Annotated in this window: 15 protein-coding genes; 8 read left to right on the forward strand and 7 right to left on the reverse strand. The window is 70.2% G+C overall.

The window, feature by feature from the left end:
* The first annotated feature begins 11 nt into the window (after nucleotides 1-11).
* Nucleotides 12-956 carry a 1-aminocyclopropane-1-carboxylate deaminase/D-cysteine desulfhydrase gene (locus tag ACWDZ7_RS05665; protein WP_451795101.1) on the forward strand — a complete coding sequence of 315 codons (945 nt, stop codon included), beginning with the start codon at nucleotides 12-14 and terminating at the stop codon, nucleotides 954-956.
* Here ACWDZ7_RS05665 and ACWDZ7_RS05670 read toward each other — a convergent pair.
* Nucleotides 935-2533: a Na+/H+ antiporter gene (locus tag ACWDZ7_RS05670; RefSeq protein WP_451795103.1), complete on the reverse strand. Its 1599-nt coding sequence runs from the start codon at nucleotides 2531-2533 to the stop codon at nucleotides 935-937. The two genes, ACWDZ7_RS05665 and ACWDZ7_RS05670, sit on opposite strands and share 22 nt — an antisense overlap.
* Before the next feature lie 46 nt (nucleotides 2534-2579).
* Here ACWDZ7_RS05670 and ACWDZ7_RS05675 point away from each other — a divergent pair, with 46 nt between their 5' ends.
* The 3 genes from ACWDZ7_RS05675 (at nucleotide 2580) to ACWDZ7_RS05685 (ending at nucleotide 4529) form a co-directional block, all read left to right on the forward strand.
* On the forward strand, nucleotides 2580-2840 hold the full coding sequence (locus ACWDZ7_RS05675; protein ID WP_125515041.1) for a UBP-type zinc finger domain-containing protein: 261 nt from the start codon (nucleotides 2580-2582) through the stop codon (nucleotides 2838-2840).
* 247 nt (nucleotides 2841-3087) lie between these two features.
* Nucleotides 3088-3501, forward strand: coding sequence for an ATP-binding protein (locus tag ACWDZ7_RS05680; protein ID WP_062782207.1), 414 nt, complete (start codon nucleotides 3088-3090; stop codon nucleotides 3499-3501).
* On the forward strand, nucleotides 3498-4529 hold the full coding sequence (locus ACWDZ7_RS05685) for an RNA polymerase sigma factor SigF (protein ID WP_451795105.1): 1032 nt from the start codon (nucleotides 3498-3500) through the stop codon (nucleotides 4527-4529). The genes ACWDZ7_RS05680 and ACWDZ7_RS05685 overlap by 4 nt, the downstream gene beginning before the upstream one ends.
* Nucleotides 4530-4532: 3 nt before the next feature.
* On the opposite strand, the gene ACWDZ7_RS05690 is transcribed toward ACWDZ7_RS05685, so the two are convergent.
* Nucleotides 4533-4991 carry a hypothetical protein gene (locus ACWDZ7_RS05690; RefSeq protein ID WP_451795106.1) on the reverse strand — a complete coding sequence of 153 codons (459 nt, stop codon included), beginning with the start codon at nucleotides 4989-4991 and terminating at the stop codon, nucleotides 4533-4535.
* Between the two features lie 103 nt (nucleotides 4992-5094).
* Here ACWDZ7_RS05690 and ACWDZ7_RS05695 point away from each other — a divergent pair, with 103 nt between their 5' ends.
* Both ACWDZ7_RS05695 and ACWDZ7_RS05700 read left to right on the forward strand, forming a co-directional pair.
* Nucleotides 5095-6063, forward strand: coding sequence for a diacylglycerol/lipid kinase family protein (locus ACWDZ7_RS05695; RefSeq protein WP_451795108.1), 969 nt, complete (start codon nucleotides 5095-5097; stop codon nucleotides 6061-6063).
* Nucleotides 6064-6379: 316 nt separating this feature from the next.
* Nucleotides 6380-6637 (forward strand): WhiB family transcriptional regulator, encoded by a 258-nt coding sequence (locus ACWDZ7_RS05700; protein ID WP_016639615.1) that lies wholly within the window; start codon nucleotides 6380-6382, stop codon nucleotides 6635-6637.
* Nucleotides 6638-6808: 171 nt separating this feature from the next.
* On the opposite strand, the gene ACWDZ7_RS05705 is transcribed toward ACWDZ7_RS05700, so the two are convergent.
* Together ACWDZ7_RS05705 and ACWDZ7_RS05710 are read right to left on the reverse strand one after the other, a co-directional pair.
* Nucleotides 6809-8275 (reverse strand): sensor histidine kinase, encoded by a 1467-nt coding sequence (locus tag ACWDZ7_RS05705; RefSeq protein ID WP_451795371.1) that lies wholly within the window; start codon nucleotides 8273-8275, stop codon nucleotides 6809-6811.
* Between the two features lie 375 nt (nucleotides 8276-8650).
* Complete coding sequence (locus ACWDZ7_RS05710; protein WP_451795110.1) at nucleotides 8651-9268, reverse strand: TetR/AcrR family transcriptional regulator; 618 nt, start codon at nucleotides 9266-9268, stop codon at nucleotides 8651-8653.
* Nucleotides 9269-9361: 93 nt separating this feature from the next.
* On the opposite strand from ACWDZ7_RS05710, the gene ACWDZ7_RS05715 reads away from it, so the two are divergent.
* Entirely contained in the window at nucleotides 9362-10129 is a 768-nt protein-coding gene (locus ACWDZ7_RS05715; RefSeq protein WP_451795112.1) for an SDR family oxidoreductase, read from the forward strand.
* Between the two features lie 651 nt (nucleotides 10130-10780).
* Complete coding sequence (gene nagB, locus ACWDZ7_RS05720) at nucleotides 10781-11566, forward strand: glucosamine-6-phosphate deaminase (RefSeq protein ID WP_451795114.1); 786 nt, start codon at nucleotides 10781-10783, stop codon at nucleotides 11564-11566.
* Between the two features lie 94 nt (nucleotides 11567-11660).
* On the opposite strand, the gene ACWDZ7_RS05725 is transcribed toward nagB, so the two are convergent.
* From ACWDZ7_RS05725 to ACWDZ7_RS05735, 3 genes are read right to left on the reverse strand one after another with little or no spacing between them, the layout of a single operon-like run.
* Nucleotides 11661-13229 (reverse strand): glycoside hydrolase family 3 protein, encoded by a 1569-nt coding sequence (locus ACWDZ7_RS05725; RefSeq protein ID WP_451795116.1) that lies wholly within the window; start codon nucleotides 13227-13229, stop codon nucleotides 11661-11663.
* 6 nt (nucleotides 13230-13235) lie between these two features.
* Nucleotides 13236-14066 (reverse strand): carbohydrate ABC transporter permease, encoded by an 831-nt coding sequence (locus ACWDZ7_RS05730; RefSeq protein WP_451795118.1) that lies wholly within the window; start codon nucleotides 14064-14066, stop codon nucleotides 13236-13238.
* The gene (locus tag ACWDZ7_RS05735) at nucleotides 14063-15052 is read right to left on the reverse strand and encodes a carbohydrate ABC transporter permease (protein ID WP_451795120.1); all 990 of its coding nucleotides are present in this window, start codon (nucleotides 15050-15052) and stop codon (nucleotides 14063-14065) included. Before ACWDZ7_RS05735 ends, ACWDZ7_RS05730 begins: the two co-directional genes overlap by 4 nt.
* Nucleotides 15053-15105 lie beyond the last annotated feature (53 nt).

The raw sequence follows: 15105 nt of genomic DNA on the forward strand, positions 1-15105 counted from the left end.
ACAATGGCGGGGTGCACCACACCCCGCCCACCGGTCTGCGACCCTGGCTCCCGTCGCCGTTGCAGCGCGTAGAGGACGACCGTTTCGGCCGCCACGGCGTGCGGCTGCTGCTCAAGCGGGACGACCTGATCCATCCGGACCTGCCGGGCAACAAGTACCGCAAGCTCGCCTTGAACCTCCGGGCCGCGGCCGATGTGGGCCACGACACGCTGCTCACCTTCGGCGGCGCCTACTCCAACCATCTGCGCGCCACGGCGGCCGCGGGCCGCCTCCTCGGCTTCGCCACGGTCGGCGTCGTGCGCGGCGACGAACTCGCCGGGCGCCCTCTCAATCCGTCTCTGACCCGGTGCACGGCGGACGGCATGCGCCTGCACTTCGTCGACAGATCGACGTACCGCGCGAAGAGCGAGCCCGGGACGCTGGCCGCGATCCTGCGAGAGGCGGGCGCGCGGTCCGCGTACGTGATTCCGGAGGGCGGCAGCAACGCGCTCGCCGTACAGGGCTGTACGGCCCTCGGTGAGGAGCTGCGCGAGCACACGGACGTGGCGGCCGTGGCCTGCGGCACCGGCGGCACGCTCGCGGGGCTGGCCGCCGGACTCGGCCCGGACCGGCGGGCCCTTGGCATACCGGTCCTCAGGGGGGGCTTCCTGGGTGCCGACATACGGGCCCTGCAACGAGAGACGTTCGGCGAGCCGACCGCCAACTGGCACCTGGACGACCGCTTCCACTGCGGCGGCTACGCCCGCACGCCTCCCGAGCTGCTCGCCTTCGCCGAGGACTTCGAGCGCCGCCACGGACAGGAGACCGGCCTCTCCGTAGAGCATCTCTACGTCGCCAAACTGCTCTACGCCCTGACCGCCCTCTCCGAAGAGGGCGCCTTCCGGCCCGGCACCCGCCTCACCGCGGTGATCACCGGCACCGGCGAGAGCCCGGCTCACTCCTCGACCTCCCGGTAGGCGGCCGCCTCCTCCAGGTCCAGCTTCCGCAGCAGCGTCCGCATCATCTCGTCGTCGATGCGCCGCTCGTCCCGCATCTTCACGAACACCTCGCGCTCCGCGGCGATGGCCTCGCGCGCCAGTCGGCGGTAGGTGCCGTCCGCCGACTCCCCCGTCACGGGGTTGGGCTGGCCGAGCCGTTCCCACACGGAGTTGCGGCGCCGCTCCAGGACGGTGCGCAGACGGTCCTGGAGGGGCTGTGGAAGGCAGTTGCGCTCGTCCCGCATGAGTTCCTCCACCCGGGCGTCCGCGGCCTGCGAGGCGGCGTTCTGCGCCTGCGCCTCGGCGAGAGTCTGCGCCTGCGCGTCGCGGCCCGGCAGTTTCAGGACACGGATCAGCCACGGCAGCGAGAGCCCCTGCACGACGAGCGTGCCGATGACCGTGGTGAAGGTCAGAAACAAGACAAGGTTGCGCGCGGGGAAGGGCTCCCCGTCCTCCATGACGAGCGGGATCGAGAAGGCGATGGCCAGCGAGACCACTCCCCGCATCCCGGCCCAGCTGACGATCAGCGGTCTGCGCCAGTCCATGTCGTCCTCGCGTTCCCTGATGCGCGTCGACACGGCACGCGGCAGGTAGGTGGCCGGGTAGGACCACAGGAACCGCACCACGACCACGAAGACGAAGACGCCGATCGCGTACGAGACCGCCTGTCCGACGCTGTACTCGCCGAGCCCCTTGAGCACGATGGGCAGTTGCAGCCCGATGAGCGCGAAGACCGCCGACTCCAGGATGAACGCGACGACCCTCCACACCGCGGCCTCCTGCAGCCGCGTCTCGAAGTCCACCTGCCAGGAGCGGTGCCCCAGGTAGAGGGCGACGACCACCACGGCGAGCACTCCGGAGGCGTGCACCTGCTCCGCGGCGGCGTACGCGACGAAGGGGATGAGCAGCGACAGGGTGTTCTGCAGCATCGCCTCCTTGAGATGCGTGCGCAGCCAGTGGATCGGCACCATCAGGAGCAGCCCGACGCCGACCCCGCCGACCGCGGCCATCAGGAACTCCCGCACGCCGCCCGACCAGCTGGCGCCCTCTCCGACGGCCGCCGCGAGGGCCACCTTGTAGGCGGTGATCGCGGTCGCGTCGTTCACCAGGGACTCGCCCTGGAGGATCGTCGTGATCCGCGAGGGCAGCCCCACCCTGCGCGCGATGGCGGTCGCCGCGACCGCGTCCGGGGGTGCGATCACGGCGCCGAGCACCAGGGCGGCGGTCAGCGGCAGGTCGGGGATCAGCAGATAGGTGAGCCAGCCGACGGCGAGCGTGGCGAACAGGACGTAGCCGACGGAGAGCAGCGCGACGGGTCTGATGTTGGCCCGCAGGTCCAGATAGGAGCTCTCCAGGGCGGCCGTGTGCAGCAGCGGGGGCAGGATGAGCGGCAGCACGATGTGCGGATCGAGGTGGTAGTCCGGCACTCCGGGGACGTACGAGGCGATGAGCCCCACCCCGACGAGGAGCAGCGGCGCCGGTACGGAGGTCCTGCGCGCCGCCCCCGCCACCACGGCGCTCGCCGCGATCAGTGCCACCAGGGGCAGTACGTCCATCGGCAGACCCCTCCGCCTTCCGTGTTCCCGTCGTAACCTGGCAATCATGAACGAGTGCCCGCACGTCGCAGCGCTGCCGCACCCCGAGGTGGCCCCGCTGAGCGACACGTGCCTTGAGTGCCTGGCGGCCGGCAGCCACCCGGTCCAGCTGCGGCTGTGTCTGGAGTGCGGTCATGTGGGCTGCTGCGACTCCTCGCCGTTCCAGCACGCGACGGCGCACTTCAAGGAGACCTCACACGCAGTGATGAGGACCTTCGAGCCGGGAGAGAGCTGGCGCTGGTGCTTCGTGGACGGTTCGATCGTCTGACGCCTGGGTACGTCAACCCGACGCCTGTTCTTTCCAATTGGGCCTGCCGGACCCCTAGCCACTGTGCGTACCCATATGCTTACTATGAGTGACAGCAACGGGGCGGGGTCCACGGGACACAGAGCTGGGGAGCGCGGTAGCGTCACCGCAGAACTACGTGGTGCGTTACCCGTGTGACGCAGTCCGGACCGCCGCTGGACGGCGGCTCCGGAGCCCCGAAAGTGCTTGTACCACCTTGGAGGTGAGGGTGTCCCAGATCGCAGGCGAGCCCGGGAATCAGGACTTCGTGGAGGTCCGCCTTCCGGCTGCGGGTGCCTACCTGTCGGTGCTGCGGACGGCGACGGCCGGCCTCGCGGCGCGTTTGGACTTCACTCTCGACGAGATCGAGGACCTCCGCATCGCGGTCGACGAGGCCTGCGCGATCCTGCTCCAGCAGGCCGTGCCGGGCTCCGTGCTCAGCTGCGTCTTCCGGCTCGTCGACGACTCGTTGGAGGTGACGGTCTCGGCGCCCACGACCGACGGCCGGGCCCCGGAGCGGGACACCTTCGCCTGGACTGTGCTGTCGGCCCTCGCGGGCCAGGTGGACTCCGCCGTCGCCGAGGACAACACCGTCTCGATCAGCCTCTACAAAAAGCGCGGCGCGGGACCCGGGCCGGCGTGAGGAACGGGGACGGGCCGGTGCGGGACGAAGAGCGCGGCACACAGGGTCTGCCCGCCGACGGCAGGGAGGGGGTGCGCCGTATGGCCACCGGGATCCCCGAACAGCAGGCCAAACCTCACCCGGAGGACCCGGGACACCCGGGTCCGCCGACGGTGGCCGATGTGTCGGAGCAGGCAGAGCCGACCGCCAAGGACGAGCTCAAGCAGCTCTCCGGCCGGGGCGGCGGGCGACGGGCGGGAAACATGAGCGAGCACGAGCACAGCCGGCACGATCCACAGAACCGCAGCGGCGCACGCGCGATGTTCATCGAGCTGCGCGGCCTGCCGGACGGCAGTCCGGAGTACGCGGAGCTGCGCAATCAGCTGGTCCGCATGCACCTGCCGCTCGTCGAGCACCTGGCCCGCCGCTTCCGCAACCGCGGCGAGCCCCTGGACGACCTCACCCAGGTCGCCACCATCGGCCTGATCAAGTCGGTGGACCGCTTCGACCCGGAGCGCGGGGTGGAGTTCTCCACGTACGCGACGCCGACGGTCGTCGGTGAGATCAAGCGGCACTTCCGCGACAAGGGGTGGGCGGTCCGCGTCCCGCGCCGCCTCCAGGAGCTGCGTCTCGCACTGACGACGGCCACGGCCGAGCTGTCCCAGCTGCACGGCCGCTCCCCCACGGTGCACGAGCTCGCCGAGAAACTGGCGATCTCCGAAGAGGAGGTCCTTGAGGGCCTGGAGTCGGCCAACGCCTACTCCACGCTGTCCCTGGACGTCCCCGACACGGACGACGAGTCCCCAGCCGTCGCGGACACCCTGGGCGCCGAGGACGAGGCCCTGGAGGGCGTGGAGTACCGCGAGTCCCTCAAGCCGCTCCTGGAGGACCTGCCTCCGCGCGAGAAGCGCATCCTGCTCCTGCGCTTCTTCGGGAACATGACCCAGTCGCAGATCGCGCAGGAGGTCGGCATCTCGCAGATGCACGTGTCGCGCCTGCTCGCCCGCACGCTGGCACAGCTGCGGGAGAAGCTCCTCGTCGAGGAGTAGTCGCTACTTCTGGTCCTGTACGTTGCCGGGGCCCCGGATGCCGAGGGCCTCGGTCGTCGCCGGATTGACCAGGAGCACCAGCGACGCGACCGCCACGATCGCCAGAGCGATACCGGCCGGGATCGCCGCGCTGTCGGCCTGCAGCAGCTGCCAGGCCACCGGCAGCGCCATGACCTGTGTGATGATCGCGGGCCCTCGGCTCCACGGGCGCAGCTTCATCAGCCCGCGCGCGGCGAGCAGCGGCAGCAGCGCGAGGACGATCAGGGTGATGCCGCCGGTCTCGGCCTGCCGGGGGTTGTCGGGCGAGCCCGCGAGGCCCATCACGAGCATGTAGACACCCCCGGCGAGCAGGGCGAGGCCCTCCAGCGCGGACAGGGCAGCGGCGGCGGTCAGCCGGGCGGGACGCCGGCCCGACGCGGGCGGCTCCGGGGCTTCGGGGGTGGTTTTCCGCTCAGTGCTCACTCCAGCAGGGTAGCTCTGCGTACGCGCGCCCAGGCACGTCGGCCCGGGCCGCCCCGGCACCTCGGTCTAGGCCAGGTAAAGGCCGCTAGGTAGTCTGCTGGGCATGCGTGCACTTCTCGTGGTCAACCCGGCGGCAACCACCACCAGTGCGCGTACGCGTGACGTCCTGGTCCACGCGCTGGCGAGCGAGATGAAGCTCGAGGCGGTCACCACGGAGTACCGCGGGCACGCCAGGGATCTGGGCCGGCAGGCCGCGGAGAGCAAGGACATCGAGCTGGTCGTCGCCCTCGGCGGCGACGGCACCGTCAACGAGGTCGTCAACGGCCTGCTGCACCACGGCCCCGATCCGGACCGCCTCCCTCGGCTCGCCGTAGTCCCCGGCGGCTCCACCAACGTCTTCGCGCGCGCCCTGGGGCTGCCGAACGACGCCGTGGAGGCCACGGGCGCCCTGCTCGACGCCCTGCGTGAGGGCAGCGAGCGCACCGTGGGCCTGGGCATCGCGGGAGGCACTCCGGGTTCGGAGGACGAGGCGATCCCCTCGCGGTGGTTCACGTTCTGCGCCGGACTCGGCTTCGACGGCGGCGTGGTCGGCAGGGTCGAACAGCAGCGCGAGCTCGGCAGGCGCTCGACGCACGCCCTTTACGTGCGCCAGGTGCTCCGCCAGTTCCTGGACGAGCCCCACCGGCGGCGCGGAATGATCACGGTGGAGCGGCCCGGCGAGGACCCGGTGACGGACCTGGTGATGTCAATAGTCTGCAACACCTCGCCCTACTCCTACCTGGGCAATCGCCCTCTGTACGCATCCCCGCGGGCCTCCTTCGACACGGGCCTGGACGTGCTCGGTCTGAAGAAGCTCTCGACGGCCGCGGTGGCCCGGTACGGCACACAGCTCCTGACGTCGACACCGGAGCGCGGACCGCACGGTAAGCACGCGGTCACGCTCCACGACCTGACGGACTTCACCTTGCAATCGAAGGTCCCCCTCCCCCTGCAGATGGACGGTGACCACCTGGGACTGCGGACGAGCGTGACGTTCACAGGCGTTCGCCGTGCACTGCGTGTGATTGTGTGAGTGGAAGGGCCCAAAGTCCTTTCACTCGAACGTTTAGGCCAGGGTCCACCCCATGGAAGTACGGCTGTGACCCAGCCGACACTGAGGAATCAAAAAAAACTTTCCTGAAGGGGTTGTATCCGCAGCCGAGGTTTGCGAATCTCTACATGGCGATCGGGACGGCCCGCAACATCGGCCCCACAGAGAGCCAGAACCCCTCCTCCACCACAGGTCCACACCAGGCGACTGGGCGTCGGCCCTTCCCGTGCGGGGGGATTCGTGAAAGCGTTCACATTCACAAGCAACCCGCATGTAATACCAAGGAGAGGTAGCAGCCATGGACTGGCGTCACAACGCCGTTTGCCGCGAGGAAGACCCCGAGCTCTTCTTCCCCATCGGCAACACCGGTCCTGCGCTGCTGCAGATCGAGGAAGCCAAGGCCGTCTGCCGCCGTTGCCCCGTCATGGAGCAGTGCCTGCAGTGGGCGCTCGAGTCCGGCCAGGACTCCGGCGTCTGGGGTGGCCTCAGCGAGGACGAGCGTCGCGCAATGAAGCGCCGCGCCGCTCGCAACCGTGCACGCCAGGCCAGCGCCTGACGCCCACGCCCCCTACGAGCCTGAGCTTGGCGGCGCGTACAGCGAGTACGCATCTCCCGCCCCCGAGCCGCAGCCGCGCAGTACCCCCGATGCGCAACGCAACGTGAGCAGTGAGCCCCGGACCATATCGGTCCGGGGCTCACTGCTGTGCTCCGCGCTTCTGCTTGTCGTCTACTTGTCGCCGCTGACCGGGATGTCGAGGCGCACCTGCGTGCCGCGCTCGGGGGCGGGGACCATGTCGAAGGCGCCGCCCAGCTCCCCCTCGACCAGGGTGCGCACGATCTGCAGCCCGAGGTTGCCGGAGCGGTGCGGGTCGAAGCCGTCGGGCAGGCCGATGCCGTCGTCCTGGACGGTGATCAGCAGCCGCGCGTCCTTGCTCGTACCGCCGCGCACCGCGGAGACCTCGACCGTGCCGGTGTCCCCTTCGCGGAAGCCGTGCTCCAGTGCGTTCTGCAGGATCTCCGTGAGAACCATGGAGAGGGGCGTCGCCACCTCCGCGTCGAGGATGCCGAAGCGTCCGGTGCGCCGGCCGGTGACCTTGCCGGGCGAGATCTCGGCGACCATCGCGAGCACCCGGTCGGCGATCTCGTCGAACTCCACGCGCTCGTCGAGGTTCTGCGAGAGCGTCTCGTGGACGATGGCGATGGAGCCGACGCGGCGCACGGCCTCCTCCAGTGCCTCCCGGCCCGTGGCGGAGTCGATGCGGCGTGCCTGCAGGCGCAGGAGCGCGGCGACCGTCTGGAGGTTGTTCTTCACCCGGTGGTGGATCTCCCGGATGGTCGCGTCCTTGGTGATCAATTCCCGCTCGCGACGACGGAGTTCGGTGACATCACGAAGGAGTACGAGAGAACCGATGCGGGGTCCCTTCGGTTTGAGCGGGATCGCGCGCAACTGGATCACTCCGTCACCGCCCTCGATCTCGAACTCGCGCGGAGCCCAGCCGCTGGCGACCTTGGCCAGGGCCTCGTCCACCGGGCCGCGGGACGGGGCGAGTTCGGCCGTGGCCCTGCCCAGGTGGTGGCCGACCAGGTCGGCGGCGAGGCCGAGACGGTGGTACGCGGAGAGCGCGTTCGGCGACGCGTACTGGACGATGCCATCGGCGTCGAGCCTCAGCAGACCGTCGCCCACGCGCGGGGAGGCGTCCATGTCGACCTGCTGCCCCGGGAAGGGGAAGGAGCCGGCGGCGATCATCTGCGCGAGGTCGGACGCCGACTGGAGATACGTCAGCTCCAGCCGCGAAGGTGTGCGCACTGTCAGCAGGTTGGTGTTGCGGGCGATCACTCCCAGGACGCGCCCTTCCCTGCGTACGGGAATGGACTCGACGCGCACCGGAACCTCCTCGCGCCACTCCGGATCGCCCTCGCGCACGATGCGGCCCTCGTCCAGGGCGGCGTCCAGGAGAGGACGGCGCCCGCGCGGGACGAGGTGGCCGACCATGTCGTCCTGGTAGGAGGTGGGGCCGGTGTTGGGCCGCATCTGTGCCACGGAGACGTATCGGGTCCCGTCGCGCGTGGGGACCCACAGCACGAGGTCGGCGAAGGAGAGGTCGGAGAGCAGCTGCCACTCCGAGACCAGCAGATGCAGCCACTCGAGGTCGGAGTCACCGAGGGCGGTGTGCTGGCGTACGAGGTCGTTCATGGAGGGCACGTGTGCGAGCGTACCTGCCGCGTCCGGCGGCTCCGCTCGGAGATTTCCGGCGGGGCGACGCTCCGGCGCGTATCGATGGGGCCCGGAGGCGAATCCCGACGAGCCGCGGCGCCAGGGCGGGACCCTCAACCCACCCACGGCACCGCAGCCCTTCAGGTGCATCGGCGGTCGGAATGTGCGGTACCGACCGGCCGATCGGGAGGATCCGGCGCGGTCAGGGCAGAGAGCGCCAGGTCCTCGGTCCGCTCTCCTGTGCGGGAAGAGCGGAGGCTTTACCCACGCATTGTGGACTAGACCATTCTCTCATGTCTATGCGTCGGCAGATCTTTGTTACGGCCGGGTCGCCATGGTCCGTCTCTCCGGCCGTCAGGCTCCATTCTGCCCGCCGGCGCCCTGTGGCCACGCCAGCATGGCCAGATCGGCGACCGCTTCCAGGTCCTCCCTGGTGGCTCCGTCCCTGGCCTGCTGGGACATGCCCTGGAAGACCGCCGCCGTGTAGCGGGCCAGGGCCGCGGGGTCGGTGCTCGCGGGCAGCTCCCCCGTCGCGACGGCCGCGCGGATGCGGGACTCGATGCCCGCGATGTTGGTGTTGCGCCGCTCCCGCAGTCCTTCCTCCACCTCCGGCGTCGTGCAGTTGGTGGCCGCACTGATGACCAGGCAGCCCGGAGGATGGGCCGGATCGGTGAACTCGGCCGCGGCTTCGCGGAGCAGCCGCGTGACGGCGCCCCGCGCGGTGGGCTCCTCGTCGAAGGCGCGCCCGCTGAAGGCGCCGTGCGTGACCCCGTACCGCACGACGACCTCGTCGAAGAGCGTCCGCTTGTCGCCGAACGCGGCATAGAGGCTGGGCGCCCCGATCCCCATGACGCGTGTCAGGTCGGAGACGGATGTCCCCTCGTACCCGTGCTCCCAGAAGGTGCGGATCGCCTGCTCCAGCGCCGTCTCGCGGTCGAAGGAGCGGGGGCGTCCACGCTGTTTCGTCGCCATGGGATGAATTGTATAGCGGGCACTAGAAAATCGGTCCGGGGTCGGGTACGGTTTTTTCTGTAGCGACCACTAGAGAAAGAGGGGGCGTCCGGCATGGGTGCATCCGAGAACGGTCCGGGCAGGCTCGCGGGGAAGACGGCTCTGGTCACAGGCGGGAGCCGAGGCATCGGGCGGGGAATCGCCGAGCGGCTCGGGCGGGACGGGGCGCGGGTCGCCGTGCACTACGGCAGCAATGAGACGGCCGCGAAGGAGACGGTGACCGCGATCGAGGCGGCGGGCGGGTCCGCCTTCGCGATAGGCGCGGAGCTGGGCGTGCCCGGTGACGCCGAGGCGCTCTGGGCGGAGTTCGACCGGCACGCGGACGGGCTGGACGTGCTGGTGAACAACGCGGGCATCGGGCTGTACAGCCGGGTGGGAGAAGTGCGGGAGGCGGATTACGACCGAGTGTTCGCCGTCAATGCCAAGGCGCCGTTCTTCATCATCCAGAAGGGGCTCAGCCGGCTGCGCGACGGCGGCCGGATCATCAACATCTCCTCGGGCGTCACCCGGATCGCCTTCCCGATCACCATCGCCTACTCCATGACGAAGGGCGCGGTGAACGTCATGACCCACACGCTGGCCCAGGAGCTGGGCCCGCGCGGGATCACGGTCAACGCGGTGGCGCCGGGAATCATCGAGACGGAGATGATGGACGGCGCGCCCGAGGAACAGCGGGCGGAGATGGCCGGGTACTCCACCTTCAATCGCATAGGACAGCCCGCCGACGTGGCGGACATCGTCTCCTTCGTCGCGTCGGACGACGGGCGGTGGATCACGGGCCAGTACATCGACGCGACGGGAGGCTCGGCGCTGGGCCTCTGACGGTTACCGCTGCCTGATGGACTGGCCGGCTCGCCTCAGCGGGTCTCGGGTCTCGGTCACCTTGGCGAGAGCTCTGGGCGCGTCCGGGGTCCTGGCCGCGGGCGATCGTGACCTCGCGGCGAGGAGCGGATCTCCAGCAGGCGCGGCCCCTAGGTGGGCGGCTGGGGACTGCGGCCCACCGAGCGGGGGAAGCAGGCGTGGGACGTGCCGCTCGGCGGGGGCGGAGCTGCCGCTCCACGGCGCGGGCGGTGCCCAGCAGGCCGGGGCCACAGCTGCGCGGCTGGGGACTGCGGCCCACCGGGCGCCGCCAGCAGACGTGGTGGGTGCCGCTCGGCGGGTGGCGACTGCGGGGCTGTGGGGCCTCGGCTGCAGGACGGTCGGCGCCGGCTTGCAGGACGGTCGGCGCGGGATGCACGACGGTCGGCGCGGGCTTGCAGGACGGTCGGCGCGGGATGCACGACGGGCGGCGCGGGATGCAGGACGTCGGCGGTGGCCGCAGGACGGTCGGGGTCAGTTGTAGCGCGGTGGGCGGGATGGGCGGGGAGGCGGCAGCATGGAGGGTGGAGTAGGGGTGGCTTGGGTGCGGGGCTCTGCTAGATTGGTCTATACCACAGTCTTCTTGAGTTCCCTCTCCAGATCGGCAGGCCCAGCGTGGAAGTTGTCATCGTCCCGGACGCCACGGCAGGCGGCGAGCTCATCGCGGAGGCCATGGCCGCCCTGGTGCGCCGTAAGCCTGACGCCCTGCTCGGTGTCGCCACCGGCTCCACCCCGCTGCCCATCTACGAGGCGCTGGCCGCCAAGGTGGCCGCCGGTGCCGTGGATGCCTCGCGGGCGCGGATCTGCCAGCTCGACGAGTACGTCGGGCTGCCGGTCGGGCACCCGGAGTCGTACCGTTCCGTCGTGCTGCGCGAGGTCGTGGAGCCGCTCGGGTTGAGCGAGGCGTCGTTCATGGGCCCGGACGGCAGCGCCGAGGACGTGCAGGCCGCTTGCGTGGCGTACGACAAGGCGCTTGCCGAGGCGGGCGGGGTCGATCTCCAGTTGCTCGGGATCGGGACCGACGGGCACATCGGGTTCAACGAGCCCTGCTCGTCGCTCGCTTCGCGTACGCGCATCAAGACGCTCACCGAGCAGACACGGGTGGACAACGCGCGCTTCTTCGACGGGGACATCGAGCAGGTCCCCCACCACGTCATCACCCAGGGGATCGGGACGATCCTGGAGGCGCGGCACCTCGTGCTGCTCGCCACCGGTGAGGGCAAGGCGGACGCGGTGGCCGCGACGGTGGAGGGGCCGGTCGCCTCGGTCGTTCCCGCCTCCGCGCTGCAGCTGCACCCGCACGCCACGGTCGTCGTCGACGAGGCCGCCGCGTCCAAGCTGAAGCTCGCCGACTACTTCCGGCACACCTACGCCAACAAGCCCGAATGGCAGGGACTGTAGGAGTAGCGGAGTCGCGGAGTCGCGGAGTCGCGGAGCGACGAGTACGCGGAAGGGGCGCCCCGGCTGGGGCGCCCCTTCGTTGTCGTCCAAGGGATCACGCTCCGGTGATGACCTCCGCCGCCGCTTCGCCGCAGACCCTTGCCGCGCCGCGCGTCGCGATGTGGAGGGCGCCGGTCGGGGGTGACTGGGGGACGCCCATCTCCACCACCACGGTGTCCGGGCGGGAGGCCAGGAGGGTGCGTACGGCCGAGGACATCCACGCGTGGCGGTGGGCGTCGCGGACCACCGCGACGATGCGGCGCTCCCCCGCCGCCGCGAGGGCGTCCGCGCCCGCCGTGTCGCCGGAGAAGCTGCCCGACGCCGTGCCGGGAAGGCGGCGTTCGAGGTCGGCGGTGACGCCCCACGGGGTCTCGTCGCCGACCGCGATGTTCGGGAGCGGGGTGAAGGTGGCGACGTAGGGCGCCTCGGTGACCGGGGCCGCGTACATCTCGCCACGCGTGACCGTCAGCGCGCGGCGGGCCGCGACCAGGCCGATTCCGGTGTCGGGCGCGCCCCCCGAACGCTCGGCCGCGCCCGACACCGAAGTCCAGCCGGCCAGCGCCCGTACGCGGTCGGCCGCGTCGGCAAGGCGCTCCTCGGACAGTTCGCCCGAGCGCACCGCCGAGACGAAGGCGTCCCGGAGACGCAGGACGGTGCCCTCGTCCGAGGGGCCGCCGCCCACGCAGATCGCGTCGGCGCCCGCCGCGATGGCGAGGACGCAGCCGCGCTCGAAGCCGTACCGGCCGGCGATGGCCTGCATGTCCATGCCGTCGGTGACGATCAGGCCGTCGTAGCCGAATTCCCCGCGGAGGAGGTCGGTGAGGATGCGGCGGGAGACCGTCCCCGGGTACTCCGGGTCCAGGGCGGGGGCCAGGATGTGGGCGCTCATCACGGCCCGCGTGCCGGCGGCGATCGCGGCGCGGAACGGCGCGAGGTCGCGGGAGTTCAGCACGTCCCGGTCGACGTCGATGACCGGCACGGAGTGGTGCGAGTCGACCGCGGTGTCCCCGTGCCCCGGGAAGTGCTTGGTGGAGGCGGCGACGCCGGAGGACTGCAGGCCCTCGACGTACGCGGCGGTGTGCCGGGCCACCAGCAGCGGGTCCGCGCCGAAGGAACGTACGCCGATGACGGGGTTGTCGGGATTGGCGTTGACGTCGGCGGACGGCGCCCAGTTGAAGTTGATGCCGCAGGCGGCGAGGCGGCGGCCGAGGTCGGCGGCCACGTCGCGGGTCAGCGCCGTGTCGTCGACGGCGCCCAGCGCGTGGTTGCCCGGGTAGGAGGAGCCGGTACGCACCTCCAGACGGGTGACGTCGCCGCTCTCCTCGTCGATGGCGACCAGGAGGTCCTCGCGCTCGGCCCGCAGCTGGGCGGTGAGGGCGGCGACCTGCTCGGCGGTCCTGACGTTGCGGCCGAAGAGGCCGACGGAGGCGAGGCCCTCGCCGATCCTGCGGCGAAGCCAGTCCGGCGCGGTGGTGCCGTCGAAGCCGGGCTGGAGCACGGCCAGAGCGTTACGGGTGAGCGTGTCACCGGCGGATGTCGCGTCACCGACAGGCGTCCTGCCGCCGGCAGGGGTCGTGCCACCGGCGGGCGTCGCGTCACCGGCGGGCGTCGTGAGTGTCGTCATCAGGCGTTATCCCTTCACTGCGCCGTCGGCCAGGCCGCTGACGGCCCTGCGCTGCAGGAAGACGAAGAGGATCAGGATCGGGAGGGCGAAGAGCGAGGCCGCTGCCATCGTGGCGCCCCAGTCGTCGCCGAAGGCGGTCTGGAAGCTGGAGAGCCATATCGGCAGGGTCTTGGCATCCGCTTCCTTGTTGAGCACGAGGGCCAGCGGGAACTCGTTCCAGGCGGTGATGAAGCCGAAGAGCGAGGTCGACATCAGGCCCGGCGCGAGCAGCGGCAGGATCACCCGGCGGAAGGCCTGCATGCGCGTACAGCCGTCGACCATGGCGGACTCCTCCAGCTCCTTGGGCACGGCGGCGACGAAGCCGCGCAGCGTGAGGAGGGTGAAGGGCAGGATCATCACCATGTAGAAGAGGGTGAGCGGGATCAGGCTGTTCAGCATGTCGGCGTCGCGCACGATGATGTAGATGGCGATGACCATGACTTCCCAGGGCGCCATCTGCGCCAGCATGAAGCCGATGATGAAGCCGCGCCGCCCCTTGAAGCGCATCCGCGCGAGGGCGAACGCCGCGGTCACGCCGATGATGAGCGAGAAGACGACCGCGCAGACCGTGACGGTGATCGAGTTGCCGACCATGGTCCAGAAGTGGTCGACGTCCATGGCCGTCTTGAAGTGTTCCAGCGTGGCGTCGGTCGGGAACCAGACCGGGTCCTCGCTGATGATGTCGCCGGTCGGCTTGAAGGCCGTGGCGAACATCCAGTAGACGGGGAAGACGAAGATGAGGAAGAGAACGACGGCGGTCAGGTTGGGCCAGATCCGGCCCAGCGGCGAGCGCTTCACAGCTCGTCCTCCCCTTGCTTGAGCACGATCCGCAGGTAGTACGAGGTGATGGCCAGCAGGATGACGATGGTGAGCAGCGCGATCGCCGCGCCCATGCCGAAGTGCTGGTTGCCCATGCCCTCGATGTAGGCGTAGACGGGCAGGATCTCGGTGAGCCGGTCCGGGCCGCCCTCGTTGAGGGTGAAGACCTGCACGAACGCCTTGAAGACCCAGATGATCTCCAGGAACGTCGTGGCGTAGAGGAAGGGCCGCAGATACGGCATGGTGACCGAGGTGAACTGCTTCCAGGCGCCGGCGCCGTCCAGGGAGGCTGCCTCGTACAGCTCCTTGGGGATGGTCGTCGTGGCGGCGTAGAGGTTGATCGCCACGAAGGGGATCGACTGCCAGACGATCAGGAGCAGGACCACGAAGAAGGTGGAGTACTGCGTGCTGAGCCAGTCGTGGTCGGCCATCGACTCGAAGCCGAGCTTGGCGAGCACCCAGTTGACGACGCCGAAGCGCTGCGCGAACAGCCACTGGTAGACGGTGGTCGAGGCGACGACGGGCATCGCCCAGGCCAGGACGAGACCGACCATGAGCAGCGTGCGCATCTTCCGGCCGAGCCGCGCGAGCAGCAGGCCGACCAGCAGGCCGAGAATCATGATCAGTACGACGTTGGCGGCGGTGAAGACGACCGAGCGTCCTGTGACCCGCCAGAAGTCCTCGCCGGTGAGGACCTCCTTGTAGTTGTCGAACCCGTTCCACTCCGTGAGGTGCAGAATGAACTGCCTCATGTTGAGGTTCTGGAACGACAGCATCCCGTTGCTGACCAGCGGCCAGCCGAGCAGCAGCAGGGTGGCGACGATCGCGGGGGCGAGGAGCAGATAGGGCGCCAGGCCGGCGAGACGTTTTGGGCCCTTGCGCGGGCCACGTGGTCGTGGTCCGCCGTCCGGTGTCTGCACCTCCGTCGGGCCGGAGGGCGGCCGTTCGGTCTTCTGCACGGTCATGCTCGCCATCTCTTTCGTGGGCATCGCGGTACGCAGAGGCGTGGTCGGCGCGG

It is taken from the genome of Streptomyces sp. NPDC003032, assembly GCF_053591415.1.

Coding starts and splice junctions, on each gene's coding strand:
- ACWDZ7_RS05670 (WP_451795103.1), bottom strand. CDS start 2,533: ATGGACGTACTGCCCCTGGTGGCACTGATCGCGGCGAGCGCCGTGGTG.
- ACWDZ7_RS05675 (WP_125515041.1), top strand. CDS start 2,580: ATGAACGAGTGCCCGCACGTCGCAGCGCTGCCGCACCCCGAGGTGGCC.
- ACWDZ7_RS05695 (WP_451795108.1), top strand. CDS start 5,095: ATGCGTGCACTTCTCGTGGTCAACCCGGCGGCAACCACCACCAGTGCG.
- ACWDZ7_RS05700 (WP_016639615.1), top strand. CDS start 6,380: ATGGACTGGCGTCACAACGCCGTTTGCCGCGAGGAAGACCCCGAGCTC.
- ACWDZ7_RS05705 (WP_451795371.1), bottom strand. CDS start 8,275: ATGAACGACCTCGTACGCCAGCACACCGCCCTCGGTGACTCCGACCTC.
- ACWDZ7_RS05710 (WP_451795110.1), bottom strand. CDS start 9,268: ATGGCGACGAAACAGCGTGGACGCCCCCGCTCCTTCGACCGCGAGACG.
- ACWDZ7_RS05715 (WP_451795112.1), top strand. CDS start 9,362: ATGGGTGCATCCGAGAACGGTCCGGGCAGGCTCGCGGGGAAGACGGCT.
- ACWDZ7_RS05725 (WP_451795116.1), bottom strand. CDS start 13,229: ATGACGACACTCACGACGCCCGCCGGTGACGCGACGCCCGCCGGTGGC.
- ACWDZ7_RS05735 (WP_451795120.1), bottom strand. CDS start 15,052: ATGACCGTGCAGAAGACCGAACGGCCGCCCTCCGGCCCGACGGAGGTG.